This is a genomic window from Pseudomonas sp. (genome assembly GCF_035497915.1).
Classification (GTDB): Bacteria; Pseudomonadota; Gammaproteobacteria; order Pseudomonadales; family Pseudomonadaceae; genus Serpens.
Window position 1 is genome coordinate 1 of sequence record NZ_DATJCS010000032.1, and the last position, 18,606, is coordinate 18,606.

Below are 18,606 nucleotides of genomic sequence, written 5' to 3' on the forward strand. Positions count from 1 at the left end.
CACCGGGGCGCCGCTTAACAGCACCGGCACATTCAGCGCCAGGACCAGGCCGAGCAGGATCAGACCCATCAGCAGCAGCGTGCGCCGGCCCGGCGCCGGGCCGCCGAGCAGCCAGGTGAGCAGGGCCAGCAGGATGGGGAAGGCATTGGCCACCAGCAGGGCCAGGGCGACCGGAATGCGCGCTACCGCCGAATAGAGGCACAGGCTTTGCGCCGCGATCAGCAGGCCCAGCAACAGTTGCCAGCCACCCGTGCCGGCGGGCAGCCGCCAGCGTTGCCGTTGCACCAGCAGCAGGGCGGCGAGTACCAGCAGGGCCAGCCCGGAGCGGAACAGGATCGCCAGCAGTACACCGGCACCGGCATCGAACGCCTGGCGTGCGGCAATGTGGTTGGAGGCGAAGGTACAGGCCAGGCAGGCGAGGATAAGCACCGCGGTCGGGCGGCTAAACGGAGCGGCGGAATTCGGCATGGAAACGGACGGCAGGCAGCGGCGGAGCGGCAAGGGCAGCCGAGCATACTCCTGCCATGGCGAATGAGAAGGGGGCGCCAGAGCTCTCCACGTAATACCACCCCAGCAGAGGGGCATTCCAAGTTGACTCCCACCTCTCTGCATCCGGGTTGAACAGGGTCGAGGGGAGTGGTGGCGATCCGGCCGGAACGCCCGTGATCTGCTGGGTGGGGTCGCCTTTTCCGCTGCTGGCCCTGTGATACACTCCGCCGCCTTTGCAGAGTCGCCGCCGCCGTCTGCCTGGGCCGTTTCAGGTCCGCCGGGCTGCTTTCGCGAGTGCGCAGTACAGCTACCAAGGAAACCCATGACGTTGAAGGGGTCGAACGATCGGGTCCGGCGCAGGTGCCGTCACCCCCTGGCTCACACCTCCGGCCTCCGGGCAGGGTCCGCTATCGCGAACGGGGAACGTTCATGCGCCTGAAGTGCATCAAGCTGGCCGGCTTCAAGTCCTTCGTCGATCCCACCACGGTGCACTTCCCCAGCAACATGGCGGCGGTGGTCGGCCCCAATGGCTGCGGCAAGTCCAACATCATCGACGCGGTGCGCTGGGTGATGGGCGAAAGCTCGGCGAAGAACCTGCGCGGCGAGTCGATGACCGACGTCATCTTCAATGGCTCCAACACCCGCAAGCCGGTGACCCAGGCCAGCATCGAGCTGATCTTCGACAACTCCGACGGCAGCCTGGTGGGCGAGTACGCCGCCTACGCGGAAATCTCCATCCGCCGCCGGGTGACCCGCGACAGCCAGAACACCTACTTCCTCAACGGCGTGAAGTGCCGTCGGCGCGACATCACCGACATCTTCCTCGGCACCGGTCTGGGACCGCGCAGCTATTCGATCATCGAGCAGGGCATGATCTCCAAGCTGATCGAGGCCAAGCCCGAGGACCTGCGCAATTACATCGAGGAAGCCGCCGGCATCTCCAAGTATAAGGAGCGTCGCCGCGAGACCGAGAACCGCATCCGCCGCACCCAGGAAAACCTGGCGCGCCTGTCCGACCTGCGCGAGGAGCTGGAACGTCAGCTCGACCGTCTGCATCGCCAGGCCCAGGCCGCCGAGAAGTACCAGGCCTACAAGGCCGAGGAACGCGAGCTCAAGGCCCAGCTCACCGCCATGCGCTGGCAGGCGCTGAACGAACAGGCCGGCCAGCGGGAAAAGATCATCACCGACCAGGAAGTCGCCTTCGAGGCGCTGGTCGCCGAGCAGCGCAACGCCGACGCCAGCATCGAGCGCCTGCGTGACGGGCACCACGAGCTGTCCGAACGCTTCAATCAGGTACAGGCGCGCTTCTATTCGGTAGGCGGCGACATCGCCCGGGTCGAGCAGAGCATCACCCACGGCCAGCAGCGCCTGCGCCAGTTGCAGGACGACCTGCGCGACGCCGAGCGGCAGCGCCAGGAAACCGAGCAGCACCTGGGCCAGGACCGCGCCCGGCTGGAGTCCCTTACCGAAGAACTGGCCATGCTCGAACCCGAGCAGGAAGCCAGCCTGCTGTCCGCCGAAGAAGCCCAGGCCGTTCTCGAGGAAGCCGAGGAGGGCATGCGCGGCTGGCAGGAGCAGTGGGACGCCTTCAACCAGCTGAGCGCCGAGCCACGCCGCGCCGCCGAGGTGCAGCAGGCGCGCATCGTGCAGCTGGAACAGAGCCTGGAGCGCCTGGCCGAACGCGAGCGCCGGTTGCGTGACGAACATGCCCAACTGGCCGCCGATCCGCAGGACGCCGCCGTCCTCGAGCTGAGCGAACAGCTGGCCGCCAGCGAGCTGCAGCTGGAAGAGTTGCAGCTGGAGGAGGGCGCCCAGCAGGAACGCCTGGAAGCGCTGCGCAATGAACTGCAGCAGGCCACCCAGGCCCAGCAGCAGGCGCAGGGCGACCTGCAGCGTCTCAACGGGCGCATCGCTTCGCTGGAGGCGCTGCAGCAGGCCGCGCTGAACCCCGGTCAGGGGGTCGCCGACTGGCTGAAGAGCCAGTTGCTGGAGCGTCAGCCCCGTCTGGCCGATGGCTTGCGCGTGCGCTCGGGCTGGGAGCTGGCGGTGGAAACCGTGCTCGGCGCCGACCTGCAGGCCGTGCTGCTGGAGGATTTCGACGGCTGCAACCTGTCCGGCTTCGGCCAGGGCGAGCTGCGCCTGTTCAGCCCGGCCGAGAATGCCGCGCGGCTGCCGGGCAGCCTGCTGGAGCTGGTGGACTCGCCGGTCGATCTGGCGCCCTGGCTCGGTCGCGTGCGCCCGGTGGAAAGCCTGGACGATGCACTGCTGCAACGTGCCCGCCTGCAGGATGGCGAGAGCCTGATCAGCCGCGACGGCTACTGGGTCGGCCGGCATTTCCTGCGGGTGCGCCGTGCCGGCGAGGCGGAATCCGGTGTGCTGGCCCGCGCCCAGGAGCTGGAGACGCTGCAGGCCGAACGTGACGAGCGCGCCGCCGAGCTGGAAGTGCTGGAAGAACGCCTGCAGCGCCTGCGCGGCGAGCAGCGCGAGCTGGAAGCGCAGCGCGAGCAGCTGCGCCGCCGCAGTCAGGACGAGGCGCGGCGCCTGGGCGAGTGCAAGGCCCAGTTGTCCTCCCAGCAGACCAAGGTCGAGCAACTGGCCCTGCGCCGGCGCCGGCTGGATGAGGAGCTGGTCGAGGCAACCGAGCAGGCGGCCATCGAGCAGGAGCAGCTCGGCGAAGCCCGTCTGCACCTGCAGGACGCCCGGGAGGCCATGGAACAGGACGGCAGCCGCCGCGAGGAACTACTGGCCAAGCGCGACGCCTTGCGCGAGTCGCTGGAACGTACCCGCCAGGACGCGGCGCGCCACAAGGATCACGCCCACCAGTTGGCGGTGCGCATCGGCTCGCTGCGCGCCCAGCATGAATCGACCCGCCAGGCGCTGGAACGCCTGAGCCTGCAGTTCGAGCGCGCCCAGGAGCGCCGCGAACAGCTGTCGCTGAACCTGGAAGAGGGTGCCGCGCCGCTGGAAGAGCTGCGCATGAAGCTCGAAGAACTGCTCGACCAGCGCATGGCGGTGGAAGAGGAACTGCAGCACGCCCGCCTGGCCCTGGAAGACGCCGACCGCGAACTGCGCAACGCCGAGAAGCGCCGCAGCCAGGCCGAGCAACAGGCGGCCTTGCTGCGTGGGCAGATGGAGCAGCAGCGCCTCGACTGGCAGACCCTGAGCGTGCGCAGCAAGGCGCTACAGGATCAGTTGCAGGAAGACGGTTACGAGCTGCACGCGGTGCTGTCCATGCTGCCGGCCGATGCCAGTGACAGCGCCTGGGAAGCCGCGCTGGAACAGCTGGCGGGGCGCATCCAGCGCCTGGGGCCGATCAACCTGGCGGCCATCGACGAATACCAGCAGCAGTCCGAGCGCAAGCGCTACCTGGACGCGCAGAACGACGATCTGGTGGAAGCGCTGGACACCCTGGAAAACGTAATCCGCAAGATCGACAAGGAAACCCGCACGCGCTTCAAGGACACCTTCGACCAGATCAACAACGGCCTGCAGGCGCTGTTCCCCAAGGTGTTCGGTGGCGGCAATGCCTACCTGGAACTAACCGGTGAGGATCTACTCGATACAGGGGTGGCGATCATGGCCCGGCCGCCGGGCAAGAAGAACAGCACCATCCACCTGTTGTCCGGCGGCGAGAAGGCGCTGACCGCCCTGGCACTGGTGTTCGCCATCTTCCAGCTCAATCCGGCGCCGTTCTGCATGCTCGACGAGGTGGATGCCCCGCTGGACGATGCCAACGTGGGCCGCTACGCCCGGCTGGTGAAGGACATGTCGGAGAAGGTGCAGTTCATCTACATCACCCACAACAAGATCGCCATGGAAATGGCCGATCAGCTGATGGGCGTGACCATGCACGAGCCCGGCTGCTCGCGGCTGGTGGCGGTGGATGTCGAGGAAGCCGTGGCCCTGGCCGAGGCCTGAGTCACGCGCGGCGCTTCGGCGGGAAAGGGGAACCGATCGGTGCAAAACGGCGGAATGCCATGCTAGTTTATGGGCTCTTTTTTACCCCGCCGGAAACTCCAGCGGGAACAGACAGTTAGCAACGACCGTTTTTATTCGCGGGCCGGAAACCGGGCGACAGGGAGCTTGTCGAAGCGGTTTCGTCCGGTTGCCCGTTCTTCATCTTCAGAGGTCAAAGGTTTTTATGGAATTCGGTCTGCGGGAATGGCTGATCATCATCGGCATCATCGTGATCGCCGGCATTCTCTTCGATGGCTGGCGGCGCATGCGCGGCGGCAAGGGCACCCTGAAGTTCAAGCTGGATCGCCGCCTGGCCGAATCCCTGGCCGACACTGACAGTGACGACGAAGTGCTGGGTCCGGTGCGCGTGGTGCGCAGCGCGGAGCCCGCGCTGGGCGACCTGCCGCGTCGCGCTGGCGCACCCACCGCACGCGCTGCGGCTGCGGCCCGTCAGCGCGACCTGGAATTCGACGAGCCGGTGCCGACGCTGCTCAATCCGCTGGACGAAGGCGATGTCCATGCGCCCCGTGACGCGTCCGAGGATGCGCCGATGGAAGAGCTGCTGGTGATCAACGTCGTGTGCCGCGATCCGCTGGGCTTCAAGGGTCCCGAACTGCTGCAGAGCATCCTGGAAAGCGGACTGCGTTTCGGTGACATGGACATCTTCCATCGCCACGAAAGCATGACCGGCCACGGCGAGGTGCTGTTCTCCATGGCCAACGGCGTCAAGCCGGGCACCTTTGACCTGGATGACATCGATCTGTTCACCACCCGTGCCGTGAGCTTCTTCCTCGGCCTGCCGGGGCCGCGCCATCCCAAGCAGGCCTTCGATGTGATGATCGCTGCCGCCCGCAAGCTCGCCCACGAGCTGGACGGTGAACTCAAGGATGACCAGCGCAGCGTGCTGACTGCGCAGACCATCGAACATTACCGCCAGCGCATCACCGACTTCGAGCGCCGGCACCTGACCAAACAACGCTGAAGACAGCTGCAAGCTGCAAGCCTCACGCGGTAAGCCTGGAGCTTGCGGCTTGTCGTGTGCAGCTTGAGGCTCTTCAATGACCGACGCCCAGACCGCCGCCGAACGCCTTGCCGCCCTGCGCAGCGAGATCGACGCCCACAACTACCGCTACTACGTGCTCGACCAGCCGACGGTTCCCGACGCGGAATACGACCGGCTGTTCCGTGAATTACAGGCCCTGGAGGCCGAACACCCCGAACTGGTCACCCCCGAGTCGCCCACCCAGCGGGTCGGCGGCGAAGCGTTGGCGGCGTTCGGCCAGATCCGTCACGAAATTCCCATGCTCAGCCTGGGCAACGCCTTCGAGGAGCAGGACCTGCTCGATTTCGATCGCCGCGTGCGCGAAGGCCTGGACCTGCCGGCAGGCGATCTGTTCGGTGGTGGCGCGGAGGTCGACTACAGCTGCGAACCCAAGCTCGATGGCCTGGCGGTCAGCCTGCTCTACGAGAATGGTGTGCTGGTGCGCGGCGCCACCCGGGGCGATGGCAGCGTCGGCGAGGACATCAGCGCCAACGTGCGCACCGTGCGCAACATTCCCCTGAAGCTGCACGGCGAAGGCTGGCCGGCGGTGCTGGAAGTGCGCGGCGAAATCTACATGCCCAAGGCGGGCTTCGAAGCGCTGAATGCCCGCCAGCTGGAAAGCGGCGGCAAACCCTTCGCCAACCCGCGCAACGCCGCCGCCGGCAGCCTGCGCCAGCTCGATCCGAAGATCACCGCCAGCCGGCCGCTGGAGTTCTGCACCTACGGTGTCGGGCGCTGTGACGGCGAGTTGCCGGGCACGCACATCGAGATCCTGCACGCCTTCAAGCGCTGGGGGCTGCCGATCAGCCGCGAGCTGAAGCGTGCCAAGGGCGTGGCCGAATGCCGTGCCTATTACGACGATATCGGTGCCCGGCGTGACGGCCTGGCCTATGAAATCGATGGCGTGGTGTTCAAGGTCAACGCCATTGCCCAGCAGCGCGAGCTGGGCTTCCGGGCCCGCGAGCCGCGCTGGGCGATCGCCCACAAGTTCCCGGCCCGTGAGGAGCTCACCGAACTGCTGGACGTGGAATTCCAGGTCGGCCGTACCGGGGCGATCACCCCGGTGGCGCGCTTGAAGCCCGTGCAGGTGGCGGGGGTCACGGTGTCCAACGCCACCCTGCACAACATGGACGAGGTGGCGCGCCTCGGTGTGATGATCGGCGACACGGTGATCGTGCGCCGCGCCGGCGACGTGATTCCGCAGATTCTCGGCGTGATCGCCGAGCGCCGCCCGGCCGACGCCCGCGCGGTGCACGTGCCCGAGCAATGCCCGGTGTGTGGCTCGGCGGTGGAGCGCACCCAGTTGATCAAGCGCGGCAAGGGCCGCGAGTCGGTCAGCGAAGGGGCGGTGTACCGTTGCATCGGCCGCCTGAGCTGCCGGGCGCAGCTCAAGCAGGCGATCATCCACTTCGTCTCGCGGCGCGCCATGGACATCGACGGTCTGGGCGACAAGATCGTCGAACAGCTGGTGGATCGCGGCCTGGTGAATTCCCCGGCCGATCTCTTCACCCTGGCCTACGAGCAGATCATCGTGCTGGACGGCTTCGCCGACCTGTCGACGCGCAACCTGCTGGCCGCCATTGAACACAGCCGCACGCCGACCCTGGCGCGCTTCATCTACGCGCTGGGCATTCCGGACGTGGGCGAGGAGACCGCCAAGCTGCTGGCTCGCGCCCTGGGTTCCCTGGCGCGCATCCAGGTGGCGCTGCCGGAAGTGCTGACCTGGCTGCCGGATGTGGGCCTGGAAGTCGCCCACGAGATCAGCCACTTCTTCCTGGACGACCACAACCGCCAGGTGATCGCCCGGCTGCTGGAGCAGCTGCGCCTGCAGGGCGAGGGTGAGCTGCATGCCGAATTCGCCGCCTGCGCCACGCTGCCCGAACTGCTCGGCAAGCTGAACATCCCGCACATCGCCGTGACCGGTGCGCAGAAACTGGCCGATCGGTTCGGTTCGCTGGAGGCGATCCTCACCGCCGACTGGCTGGACCTGCGCCAGGTGGAACGCCTGACCGAGAAGGCGGCACGCTCGCTGCGCGAGTTCTTCGATCAGCCGGAAAACGTCCAGCGCGCCCGTGCCATCGAGGCGCAGTTGCGCGCCTTCGGTATGCACTGGGAAAGCGAGCGCCAGCAGGCCGCCGGCCTGCCGCTGGCCGGCCAGACCTGGGTGCTGACCGGCACCCTGGAAAGCATGAGCCGCGAGCAGGGCAAGGAACGCCTGGAGGGGCTGGGCGCCAAGGTGGCCGGCTCGGTGTCGGCGAAGACCACTGCGGTGGTCGCCGGACCGGGCGCCGGCTCGAAGCTGGCCAAAGCCACCGAGCTGGGCGTGAAGGTGCTCGACGAGGAGGCTTTTCTGGGCTTCCTGGCGGAACTCGACGGCTGAGCCCGTTGCACGGTACCCGGCCAGCGGTCGTTGCGCGGGCCGGGTGCGTTCACTAGCGTTTCTGGCAGCCGACGAGAGCGCAGGAACCGGCTCCCGCCGCGGATCAACCCCACCGGGAGAATGATGCCGTGAACCGCCGGAACCCTGTTTGCCACTTGCTGCACCCCCTCGCGCTGTTCCTCCTGCTGGCCTCGGGCACGGGGCAGGCCGCCCAGGAATCCCCCGTGCCGCTGTACGACAACCTCGGCACGTACCATTACCGCATCACCACCAGCGACCCGCAGGCGCAGCGCTATTTCGACCAGGGCTTGCGCCTGTATTACGCCTTCAACCATCAGGAAGCGATCCGCGCCTTCAGCGAAGCCGCCCGGCTGGATCCCGCCTGCGCCATGTGCCACTGGGGCGTTGCCCTCTCGCTCGGCCCGAACATCAACGCGCCGATGGACCCCGCCGCCGCCGAGCCGGCCCTGGCGGCGCTGCAACGGGCGCGGGAAGGTCAGGCCGACGCCGCCGAGCGGACGCTGATCGAGGCCCTGGCGACGCGTTATTCCAGCCCGCCTCCGGAGGATCGCAGTGCACTGGATCGCGCCTACGCCGAGGCCATGGGCAAGGCGGTGCGCCTCTATCCGGACAATCAGGACGCCGCCGCGCTGTATGCCGAGGCGCTGATGGACCTCAGCCCCTGGCAGTACTGGGAGCCCGGCGGCGAACCGCGTCCGGACACGCCGCAGATACTTGCCCAGCTGGAGCGGGTCATCGCCGCCAATCCCCAGCATCCCGGTGCCTGCCACTTCTTCATCCACGCCGTCGAGGCCGTGCAGCCGGAGCGCGCGGTGCCCTGCGCCGAGCGCCTGGCCGGGCTGATGCCGGGCGCGGGTCATCTGGTACACATGCCGGGTCACATCTACATCCGCGTCGGCCGCTACGAGGACGCCATCCGCGCCAACGAGCATGCGGTGCATGCCGATGAAACCTTCATTCGCGACCAGAACCCGGCGTTCGGGGTGTATGTCGCCGGCTACTACCCGCACAACTATGACTTCCTGGCCTTCGCCGCCAGCATGATCGGGCGCAGCGAGCAGGCGCTGGCAGCGTCGCGCAAGATCGCCGAACTGGTTCCCGAGCCGATGCTGCGCGAGCCGGGCATGACCTTCCTGCAGCACCACATGACGCGTCATCTGCAGATGGATGTGCGCTTCGGGCGCTGGGAGGAACTGCTCGCCGTGCCGGCGCCGCCGACGGATCTGCCGCACGCACGCGGCATGTGGCATTACGCACGGGGCAGGGCGCTGGTCGCCCAGGGGGATGCGGACGCGGCCGGTGACGAGCTGGCCGCGCTGCGCACCATCGCCCAGGACCCGCGCATGGCCGAGCTACGGATGGAGTTCAACAGCTCCGGCGCGGTGCTGGCCATCGCCAGCCAGGTGCTGGAGGGGCAGATCGCGGCGGGGCAGGGCAAACCGCAGGAGGCGGCCGAACACCTGCGAGAGGCGGCGCGCCTGGAGGATGCCCTGACCTACGGCGAGCCGCCGGAACGGACGGTGCCGGTGCGTCAGGAGCTGGGCAACGTGCTGCTTGATGCTGGGCAGAACGAGGCGGCGGAACAGACATTCCGGGAAGATTTGCGGCGTTTTCCGGATAACGGCTGGTCGTTGCACGGCCTGGCGCGCAGCCTGCAGGCTCAGCAGCGCACCGAGGAGGCCGGCGAGGTGCGCCAGCGTCTGGAGCGGATCTGGTCGGGCGCCGACGTCAGTCTGGCTGCTTCGGGTCGTTGAGCGGACGTGCGTCACAGGCCGGCTGGGGATCATCCGGGAAGCGCGTGGTATCCAGCTGACACAGCTGACAGTCGTCACTGGCGGCGGAACGTTCCACATAGCGAACCCGGCGGCTGGCCGAGTGGCGATCGGCGCTGACGCGGTAGGTGGGTCGATTGTCGTGCATGGCGGACTCCTGAAAGTGGGCCGTCCCTGGCCCCCATGATCGTTACTTCTTGTCGCCACCGCAGCCGCAGCTGCCGCCGTTGCCGCAGCCACCACCGCTCTTGCAGGAGCTGAGGCCGAACGGCAGGTACGCCGGGCACCAGCCGATCAGACCGGTGAACAGGGGCAGGACGCCGATCCAGGCCCAGATCGGCCCGCCGGCAACGGCCCAGACGATCAGCGTGACGCCGACCAGGATACGGATGCTCTTGTCGATGCCGCCGATGTTCTTCTTCATTGCGTACTTCTCCTTTCAGCAGGGAAACGTGCCCTAGAGCACGTCGAGTGGAATCTTCAGGTAGCGGGTGCCGTTGTCTTCCGCCGGCGGCAGCTGGCCGGCGCGCATGTTCACCTGCACCGAGGGCAGGATCAGCGTCGGCATGTCCAGCTCGGCATCGCGAGCCTGGCGCATGGCGACGAAGCTGTCCTCGTCGATACCTTCGCGCACATGCACATTGCCCAGGCGTTCCTCGCCGATGCGGGTTTCGCACTGGTGCTGCTCGCGGCCCGGTGCCAGATAGTCGTGGCACAGAAAGACCCGGGTCGCGTCCGGCAGGGTGAACAGCTTCTGGTGAATCGACCGGTACAGGGTGCGCGCATCGCCACCGGGGAAGTCGCAGCGCGCGGTGCCGTAATCGGGCATGAACAGGGTGTCGCCGACGAACACGGCATCGCCGATCAGGTAGCTCATGCACGCCGGGGTATGCCCGGGGGTATGCAGGGCGCGGGCGGGGATACCGCCGACCTCGAAGGTGTCGCCGTCGCGGAACAGCTGGTCGAACTGGCTGCCGTCACGGGCAAAGCCCGGTTCCACGTTGAACAGGGTGGCGAAGGTGTCCTGCACCGTGCGCACCTGCTCGCCGATGGCCAGGCGGCCGCCGAGCTGGGCGCGCAGGTAGTGGCCGGCACTCAGGTGGTCAGCATGCACATGGGTTTCCAGGATCCACTGCACGTTCAGGCCCTGTTCGCGGACGTGGGCGATCATCCGTTCGGCGCTATCGTGGGACGTGCGGCCGGAGGCTGGCGCGTAATCGAGCACGGCGTCGATCAGGGCGCACTGGCGGCTGTCGGTATCGGCCACCACGTAGCTGTAGGTGCTGGTGGCGGAGTCGAAGAAGGGCACGATTTGCAGCTTCGAGGATGCGTCGCAACTCATGCTGATACTCCAAGGGGTATTCAGGGCGGAAAGAGTACTGGACTTTTTGGCGCGTGCCTATGCCTTCGAGTGGTAATGCGGGGTGATGTGCCCGATGCGGGGCAGGCGGCGCTGTGCCGGGCACAGCGCGCGGGGCGGCAATCAGTTGATGGCGTCGCTCAGGGCCTTGGCCGGCACGAACTTGACCACCTTGCGGGCGGCGATCTCGATGCTGGCGCCAGTTTGGGGGTTACGGCCGGTGCGGGCCGGACGTTCGCTGACCTTGAGCTTGCCAATGCCGGGGAGGGTGAGTTCCTCGCCGTTCTCCAGTGCGTCGCTGGCGATCTGGGCGAGCTGATCAAGCAGGTCGCGAACCTGGGCTTTGGGCAGGTCGGTGGATTCGGCGAGATCGGTGATCAGCTGCAGCTTGCTGAGGGCCATGGGGTACTCCACAGGGTAGGAAAGGCGCGAGTCTAACCGGCGCGCGGGCCGAGGAGAACGCTTCTCGCTGTGGTGATCCGCCGCTGTAAAGGCAAGTATTTGTCGCGACTGGCTTTTTCTCGCCGGCCTGGTTGTAAGTTGGCGGTAAGCCGGTACAATGGCGCCCACTCGCCGCCAGGCGAGGCGCGTTATGGCGGGCCCCATCGGTCCCCCCGCAATGATCAGCCGTGAACCCGGCCAGGCCCGGAAGGGAGCAACCGTAGCGGTGACATCGTGTGCCGGGGTGTGGCTGGTGGGGTTCGCCTCCATCTTCCCCTCGCTGTTCCTCCTTCAGTTTCCCCGATTCCTGCGCAACGGCTCGAGCAACGCGTTCAGTCCGTTGTGATCGATCTCGTGCATCAGTGCCAGCAGCCGGCCGATTTCCCCCTTGGGAAAGCCCTTGCGGGCGAACCAGCCCAGGTAATCGCCGGGCAGGTCGGCGATCAGGCGGCCTTCATATTTGCCGTAGGGCATGCTGCGCGTCACCAGCAGGACAAGGTCTTCGGGCTTCATGGACGGTCTCGCGGAAAAGTCGGCCATTCTGCCAGCCGGCTGCCCTTCAGTCTTGCCGTTCGCGCCGCAGCAGTTCGCGCTTGCGCGCCACGCCCCAGCGGTAACCGGACAGTTCGCCATCGCTGCGCACGATGCGGTGGCAGGGAATCGCCACCGCCAGGCTGTTGGCCGCGCAGGCGCCAGCCACGGCGCGTACCGCCTTGGGCAGGTCGAGCCGTGCGGCCAGCTGCGCATAGCTGAGGGTGGCGCCGGGCGGAATCTCGCGCAGCGCCTGCCAGACGCGCGCCTGGAAGGCGGTGCCGCGAATGTCCAGCGGCAGCGCCAGTCCCAGGCGCGGGTTTTCGATCAGTTGAATCACCTGGCCGATCAGCGTCTCGAAGCCGCTCTCGCCAGGCTGCAGTTCGGCCTGCGGGAAACGCCCGCGCAGCTCGGCCAGCAGGGTGTCGGCGGCATCGCCGAGCAGGATGGCGCAGATGCCCCGGCTGCTCTGGCCGACCAGCACCGTGCCCAGGCTGGATTCGCCCAGTACGTAGCGAATGGTTTCCCTGCTGCCGCCCTGGCGATAGCGCGTCGGGGTCATGCCCAGCACCTGGTCGGTGGCGGCATACAGCCGTCCGCTGGAACCGAAGCCGGCACTGTACAGGGCCTCGGTCACCGAGCGGCCCTGTTCCAGCTCGCCACGCAGGCGCTGGGCACGTTGCGCCTCGGCATAGGCGCGCGGTGTCAGGCCGGTATGGGCCTTGAACAGCCGGTGAAAATGCCCGGGACTGAACCCGGCTTCACGCGCCAGTGCGTTCAGATCGGGCATCTCCGTGGTGTTCTCCAGATGGCGGCAGGCGGCGATGATCCGCGCCGTCTGCTGGGCGCGCTTGTCCTGGGCCATGCAGCGCTGGCAGGGCCGGTAGCCGGCCGCTTCGGCCTCCTGCGACGAGGCGAAGAAGCGGACGTTCTCCGGTAATGGCAGTCGTGACGGGCAACCCGGTCGGCAGTAGATACCGGTGGTGAGCACCGCATAGATGAAGGTTGCGCTGCTGTCTCGCCCGCGCACGGCGTGCCAGCGTGGGTCGGCAGAAAGAGAAGCCTGATTCATGGCGCAGCCTCCCGGCGAGTTGATGTCCCGCATGTTAATCCCGTGCGGCAGAAAAACACTCCGGGCCTTGCGCTGCAGTTCTCTTGCGGCAATGCGCAGCCCGTGGATGGGCGGATGCAATTTGCGCCTTGCTCCGCTAGGATGACCGCCTTTCCTTTCCGCACGACGGCTTCCGATGAGTTATCAGGTTCTTGCACGCAAATGGCGCCCGCGCAGCTTCCGCGAGATGGTCGGCCAGACCCACGTGCTCAAGGCTCTGATCAACGCCCTGGACAGCCAGCGCCTGCACCATGCCTACCTGTTCACCGGCACCCGCGGGGTGGGCAAGACCACCATCGCGCGCATCCTGGCCAAGTGCCTGAACTGCGAGACCGGCGTCAGCTCCACGCCCTGCGGCCAGTGCTCGGTGTGCCGCGAGATCGACGAGGGTCGCTTCGTCGACCTGATCGAAGTCGACGCCGCCAGTCGCACCAAGGTGGAGGACACCCGCGAGCTGCTGGAGAACGTGCAGTACGCGCCGACCCGCGGGCGTTACAAGGTCTACCTGATCGACGAAGTGCACATGCTGTCCACGCACTCGTTCAACGCCCTGCTCAAGACGCTGGAAGAGCCGCCGCCGCACGTCAAGTTCCTGCTGGCCACCACCGATCCGCAGAAGCTGCCGGTCACCATCCTGTCGCGCTGCCTGCAGTTCTCGCTGAAGAACATGCCGCCGGAGCGCGTGGTCGAGCACCTGACCCATGTGCTGACCGCCGAGAGCGTGCCCTTCGAACCGGACGCCCTGTGGCTGCTCGGCCGCGCCGCCGACGGCTCGATGCGCGATGCCATGAGCCTTACCGACCAGGCGATCGCCTTCGGCGAGGGCAAGGTGCTGGCCGCGGACGTGCGCAGCATGCTCGGCACCCTCGATCACGGCCAGGTCTATGGCGTGCTGCATGCCTTGCTGGACGGCGATGCCCGGGCCTTGATGGAAGCCGTGCGCCACCTGGCCGAGCAGGGCCCGGATTGGAACGGCGTGCTGGCCGAAATGCTCAACGTGCTGCACCGCGTGGCCATCGCCCAGGTGCTGCCGGATGCCGTGGACAACGGCCAGGGCGACCGCGAGCGTGTGCTGGAGCTGGCCGGCGCACTGCCGGCAGAAGATGTGCAGTTCTATTACCAGATGGGGCTGATCGGCCGCCGCGACCTGCCGCTGGCCCCGGATCCGCGCAGCGGTTTCGAAATGGTCCTGCTGCGCATGCTGGCCTTCCGTCCGGCGGATGCCGAAGGCGGGCCGCGCGCCCCTTTAAAGCCGACGGGGATCAGCCCGGCCACGGCTGATCCCGGCACCGCAAGCGTGGCCGGCTCGGCACCTGTAGCGGCTGCGCCTGCGCCAGTTGCCGCGCCGCCGGCACGCCCCGAGCCTGTGGCGGCTCCGGCTCCGGCTCCGGCTCCGGCTCCGCGAAGCGCGGTGGCGAAACCCGCGCCGGTTACGGCCCCACCGCCCGTGGCGCCGGTAGCGCAAGAGAAAGGAAGGATCGATCTGCCCTGGGAGGAGTCGCCCGCTCCGGTTGTGAGCGAGCCGGCGCCCGAACCGGTGGCCGAACAGAAAGCGCCGGTCCCGGAATTGGCTGCCGAAGCCGATGACAGCCTGGAGGATGACGAGCCGCCGCCTCCGGCCGATGATTATTACGATTCCCTGGCCAGCTACGACTACGTGGAGCCGGCCGACGCGCCATCCCCGGCCGAGCCGGAGTTGCCCGCCGCGCAGCCGGCCACCGGACTGGCCGCCGAGTGGCTGGATATCTACCCGCGCCTGGGCCTGGCCGGTTTGACCGCCAGCATCGCCGCCAACTGTTCGCTGATGGCGGCGGGGGACGTCTGGCGCCTGCATCTGGAACCGACCCAGAGCGCGCTGTTCAATGCGGCCCAGTTGCGGCGCATGAACGAGGCGCTCAACCAGTACCTGGGACGCAGTGTGCAACTGGAGGTCGAAATCGTTCGACCCGAACAGGAAACCCCCGCCCAGGCCGCCGCCCGCTGGCGTGCCGAGCGTCAACAACAGGCCGAGCAGTCGATCCACGACGACCCGCTGGTGCGCGAAATGATCCAACAGTTCGGCGCGACGATTCGCCCGGACTCCATCGAACCCTTGAACACCTGAGGAACCCATCATGATGAAAGGTGGCATGGCAGGCCTGATGAAGCAGGCCCAGCAGATGCAGGAAAAGATGCAGAAGATGCAGGAAGAGCTGGCCAACGCCGAGGTGACCGGCCAGGCCGGCGCCGGGCTGGTCAGCGTGGTGATGAACGGTCGCCATGACGTCAAGCGCGTCAGCCTGGACGACAGCCTGATGCAGGAAGACAAGGACATCCTCGAAGATCTGATCGCCGCCGCCGTCAACGACGCGGTGCGCAAGATCGAGAAGAACAGCCAGGAAAAGATGTCCGGCATGACTGCCGGCATGCAGCTGCCGCCCGGCTTCAAGATGCCCTTCTGACGAGGCATGGCACGGCACCGGCCTCGCCGGTGCCGATGCGAACCTCCGTGCCGCGCCGTGGTCTTGCCTTCACACCCTGAATGGCGGAGACGGACAATGAGCCGGCACATCCTGATGGTGGTCACCAGCGCTGACCGCCTGCTCAATGGCGAACCCACCGGCCTGTGGCTGGAGGAATTTGCCATTCCCTACCAGATCTTCCTCGACGCCGGCTGCCGGGTACGCGTGGCCAGCCCGCAAGGCGGCGCCACGCCCCTGGATCCACGCAGCGTCGAAGACGAGCGCCCGGAATGGCAGCGCGCCCGTGAGCTCCTGCGCGACACCGAGGTGCTGGACACCCGGCTGAGTGCCCGCGATTTCGACGCCATCTTCCTGCCTGGCGGCCATGGCACCGTGTTCGATCTGCCCGGGCATCCGGTGCTGGGGCGCCTGCTGGCCGAATTCGATGCCCAGAAGAAGATCTGGGCGGCGGTCTGTCATGGGCCATCGGCCTTCGTTGGGGCAGAGCGGCAGGATGGCTTGCCGCTGGTCGAGGGTCGCCAGCTGACGGCCTTCAGCGACGCGGAGGAAATGGCCATGGGCCTGGAGCAGGCCGTGCCGTTCCTGCTGGAAAGCACGCTGCGCGAACTGGGTGGCCTGGTAGAGGTGGGCGAGAGCTTTGCGCCGTTCGTGATCCGCGACCACAACCTGATCACCGGACAGAACCCGGCGTCCAGCGAACTGGCCGCCCGCCGTGTGCTGGAAGCCCTGGAACAGGCGCAGCGGGCCTGATTGACGCCTGCTGGCGGGCGCGGGTATAACCCGCGTCTTTCCAGCAGTCCGGCAGTAGTTCCCATGAGTTTCACTCCGCTGATCCGCCAGCTCATCGACGCCCTGCGCATCCTGCCCGGCGTCGGCCAGAAGACCGCGCAACGCATGGCCCTGCAGCTGCTGGAGCGCGACCGCAGCGGCGGGCTGCGCCTGGCCGAGGCGCTGCGCCAGGCCATGGAAGGGGTGGGCTACTGTCGCCAGTGCCGCACCCTCAGCGAAGACGACATCTGCCCGCAATGCAGCGACCCGCGCCGTGACGACAGCCTGTTGTGCGTGGTGCAGAGCCCGCTGGACGTCTTCGCCGTCGACCAGACCGGTTTTCGCGGACGTTATTTCGTGCTCAAGGGGCATTTGTCGCCGCTGGACGGCCTGGGGCCGGAAGCCATCGGCGTTCCCGAGCTGCTCGAGCGCATTGCCCAGGGCGGCTTCAGCGAAGTGATCCTGGCCACCAACCCCACCGTGGAAGGCGAGGCGACCGCCCATTACATCGCCCAGTTGCTGCTGCCCAAGGGCCTGGTGGTGTCGCGCATCGCCCACGGCGTGCCGCTGGGTGGCGAGCTGGAGCTGGTCGATGGCGGCACCCTGGCGCATGCCCTGGCGGGACGCAAGCCGCTGACGCTCTGAGGCACCTTCGCTGGCGGGTTCAGACGGCCCGCAGATAAATCCGCATTCACCCGCTGTCCGGCATAGATGAGAAGCGTTAGCATTCGCGATCTTCGATTCAAGACAGGGCAGGGCCATGACGACCCGCGTATGCGACCCGGACCAGCTGCAACGGCTGTACAGCGCTCATCACGGCTGGTTGCGCCTGTGGCTGCGCCGACAACTGGGCTGTTCGGAACAGGCGGCCGATCTGGCCCAGGACACCTTCCTGCGCATTCTCGCCAGGGAGCGCGAGCTGAGCCTGCTGCGTGAGCCGCGCGCCTATCTGGCGACCATCGCCCGCGGACTGCTGATCAACCACTGGCGCCGACAGGCCATCGAACGTGCCTATCTGGAGGCGCTGGCCCGGCAACCCGAAGCCGTGGCGGGATCGCCCGAGGAGCAGGCGGAGATCGTCGAGACCCTGCTGCGTCTGGATGCCCTACTGGCGCGCCTGCCCCACAAGGTGCGCACGGCCTTCCTGCTTTCCCAGCTCGATGGCCTGGGCTACGCCTGCATCGCCGAGCGCCTGGGGGTCAGCGAGCGCATGGTGAAGAAGTACATGGCTCAGGCCATGTTGCACTGCCTGACCTGTTGCGCGGAGTAACCCATGGCGATCACGGAGCCGAACGGCAGTGCATTCGACACCCTGCAGCAAGCGGCGGAATGGTTCGCCATTCTGCAGGACGCGCCCAGCCCGGCGGAGCGCGAGGCCTGGCGTCTTTGGCTGCAGGCGTGCCCGGAGCATGCGTCGGCGTGGGCGCGCGTCGAAGCGATCAGCCGGCCCTTCCATACGCTTCCTGACGAAGCCTGCCGTAAAGCGGCCGGCGTGGCTCTGCGAGCCCCCGTCACCCGTCGCCAGCACCTGAAGATGCTGGCGCTGCTCTGCGGCAGCGGCGTCCTGGGCTACGCCGGGCTACGCCAGGCACCCTGGAACGTTTGGAACGCGACCCTGCGCACGGCCGTGGGTGAGATGCGGGAGGAGCGCCTGGCAGATACCTCGCGGGTATGGCTGAACACCGACACGGCGCTGGATGTGGATCTCTCCGGCGCCCAGCGCCACCTCACGCTGCACCGTGGCGAGCTACTGGTGGAGCTGGCGACTGATCCGCGACCACTGCTACTGCAGTCGCCCAAGGGCGCAGTGAAAGCCATGGCGGCGCGCTTCAGCATGCGCCTGGATCAGGACGTCGGCCACCTGGCGGTGTATGCCGGCAGGGTCGAGCTATTGGAGCCGCAGGGTGCGTCGCGGCGGCTCGACGCGGGCCAGGGTTTGCGGTTCGGCGGTCCATTACCCAGTCAACTGCTGAGCATGAACGAGGAGCGCGAGGTGGCCTGGAGCCGCGGCATGCTGCTGGCCGACGACATGCGCCTGGGTGATTTCGTGGTCGAGCTGTCCCGCTACCGGCGAGGCTACCTGGGCTGCGCACCGCAGGTGGCCGACCTGCGCCTGGTGGGAGCCTTCCCCTTGGCGGACACAGGCCGGGTGCTGCGTGCGCTGGCCGAGACGTTGCCGGTGCGCATCCACCGTCCGCTGCCCTGGTGGGTCAGCATCGAGCCCCGGATCTCCTAATAAATAAAAATATTTCGCATTTACGGTTCCCCTTTT

At 67.4% G+C, this 18,606-nt stretch carries 17 protein-coding genes and 1 other RNA gene; 11 read left to right on the top strand and 7 right to left on the bottom strand.

Translation table 11 applies throughout. The features are described from left to right. A partial coding sequence (locus VL129_RS09565) for an EamA family transporter (protein ID WP_325412472.1) occupies nt 1–468 on the bottom strand: 468 nt, incomplete at its 3' end. 450 nt (nt 469–918) lie between these two features. Between VL129_RS09565 and smc the strand changes: the two genes are divergently transcribed. From smc to VL129_RS09585, 4 genes are all read left to right on the top strand, one after another. Next, nucleotides 919–4,407, top strand: a complete 3,489-nt coding sequence (smc, locus tag VL129_RS09570; protein WP_325412474.1) for a chromosome segregation protein SMC — start codon at nt 919–921, stop codon at nt 4,405–4,407. A gap of 223 nt (nt 4,408–4,630) precedes the next feature. Beyond that, on the top strand, nt 4,631–5,428 hold the full coding sequence (gene zipA / locus VL129_RS09575; RefSeq protein ID WP_325412476.1) for a cell division protein ZipA: 798 nt from the start codon (nt 4,631–4,633) through the stop codon (nt 5,426–5,428). Nucleotides 5,429–5,504: 76 nt separating this feature from the next. After that, nucleotides 5,505–7,868 (top strand): NAD-dependent DNA ligase LigA, encoded by a 2,364-nt coding sequence (gene ligA / locus VL129_RS09580; RefSeq protein ID WP_325412479.1) that lies wholly within the window; start codon nt 5,505–5,507, stop codon nt 7,866–7,868. Between the two features lie 155 nt (nt 7,869–8,023). Further along, nucleotides 8,024–9,643, top strand: a complete 1,620-nt coding sequence (locus VL129_RS09585; RefSeq protein ID WP_325412481.1) for a tetratricopeptide repeat protein — start codon at nt 8,024–8,026, stop codon at nt 9,641–9,643. Here VL129_RS09585 and VL129_RS09590 read toward each other — a convergent pair. The 4 genes from VL129_RS09590 to VL129_RS09605 form a co-directional block, all read right to left on the bottom strand. Then, nucleotides 9,618–9,809, bottom strand: a complete 192-nt coding sequence (locus VL129_RS09590) for a hypothetical protein (RefSeq protein ID WP_325412483.1) — start codon at nt 9,807–9,809, stop codon at nt 9,618–9,620. The genes VL129_RS09585 and VL129_RS09590 overlap by 26 nt on opposite strands. 42 nt (nt 9,810–9,851) lie before the next feature. After that, nucleotides 9,852–10,085 (bottom strand): YgaP family membrane protein, encoded by a 234-nt coding sequence (locus tag VL129_RS09595; RefSeq protein ID WP_325412485.1) that lies wholly within the window; start codon nt 10,083–10,085, stop codon nt 9,852–9,854. A gap of 33 nt (nt 10,086–10,118) precedes the next feature. Beyond that, nucleotides 10,119–11,003, bottom strand: a complete 885-nt coding sequence (locus tag VL129_RS09600) for an MBL fold metallo-hydrolase (RefSeq protein WP_325412487.1) — start codon at nt 11,001–11,003, stop codon at nt 10,119–10,121. Nucleotides 11,004–11,144: 141 nt separating this feature from the next. Then, entirely contained in the window at nt 11,145–11,423 is a 279-nt protein-coding gene (locus tag VL129_RS09605) for an HU family DNA-binding protein (RefSeq protein WP_325412489.1), read from the bottom strand. Between the two features lie 201 nt (nt 11,424–11,624). On the opposite strand from VL129_RS09605, the gene ffs reads away from it, so the two are divergent. Further along, nucleotides 11,625–11,721, top strand: an RNA gene (gene ffs, locus VL129_RS09610) — signal recognition particle sRNA small type. A gap of 32 nt (nt 11,722–11,753) precedes the next feature. On the opposite strand, the gene VL129_RS09615 is transcribed toward ffs, so the two are convergent. Together VL129_RS09615 and ada are read right to left on the bottom strand one after the other, a co-directional pair. Then, complete coding sequence (locus VL129_RS09615; protein ID WP_325412491.1) at nt 11,754–11,975, bottom strand: DUF3820 family protein; 222 nt, start codon at nt 11,973–11,975, stop codon at nt 11,754–11,756. A gap of 46 nt (nt 11,976–12,021) precedes the next feature. Further along, complete coding sequence (gene ada, locus VL129_RS09620) at nt 12,022–13,065, bottom strand: bifunctional DNA-binding transcriptional regulator/O6-methylguanine-DNA methyltransferase Ada (protein ID WP_325412493.1); 1,044 nt, start codon at nt 13,063–13,065, stop codon at nt 12,022–12,024. 175 nt (nt 13,066–13,240) lie between these two features. On the opposite strand from ada, the gene dnaX reads away from it, so the two are divergent. From dnaX to VL129_RS09650, 6 genes are all read left to right on the top strand, one after another. Next, a complete protein-coding gene (gene dnaX / locus VL129_RS09625) occupies nt 13,241–15,208 on the top strand; it encodes a DNA polymerase III subunit gamma/tau (protein WP_325412495.1) in 1,968 nt (655 codons plus the stop codon). Between the two features lie 10 nt (nt 15,209–15,218). Then, nucleotides 15,219–15,545: a YbaB/EbfC family nucleoid-associated protein gene (locus VL129_RS09630; protein ID WP_325412497.1), complete on the top strand. Its 327-nt coding sequence runs from the start codon at nt 15,219–15,221 to the stop codon at nt 15,543–15,545. A 96-nt stretch (nt 15,546–15,641) separates the two neighbouring features. Then, nucleotides 15,642–16,316, top strand: coding sequence for a type 1 glutamine amidotransferase domain-containing protein (locus tag VL129_RS09635; RefSeq protein ID WP_325412499.1), 675 nt, complete (start codon nt 15,642–15,644; stop codon nt 16,314–16,316). A gap of 63 nt (nt 16,317–16,379) precedes the next feature. Next, nucleotides 16,380–16,979, top strand: a complete 600-nt coding sequence (gene recR / locus VL129_RS09640) for a recombination mediator RecR (RefSeq protein ID WP_325412501.1) — start codon at nt 16,380–16,382, stop codon at nt 16,977–16,979. A gap of 115 nt (nt 16,980–17,094) precedes the next feature. Further along, nucleotides 17,095–17,604, top strand: a complete 510-nt coding sequence (locus VL129_RS09645; protein ID WP_325412503.1) for a sigma-70 family RNA polymerase sigma factor — start codon at nt 17,095–17,097, stop codon at nt 17,602–17,604. Between the two features lie 3 nt (nt 17,605–17,607). Then, on the top strand, nt 17,608–18,570 hold the full coding sequence (locus VL129_RS09650) for a FecR domain-containing protein (protein ID WP_325412505.1): 963 nt from the start codon (nt 17,608–17,610) through the stop codon (nt 18,568–18,570). The last annotated feature ends 36 nt before the right edge of the window (nt 18,571–18,606 follow it).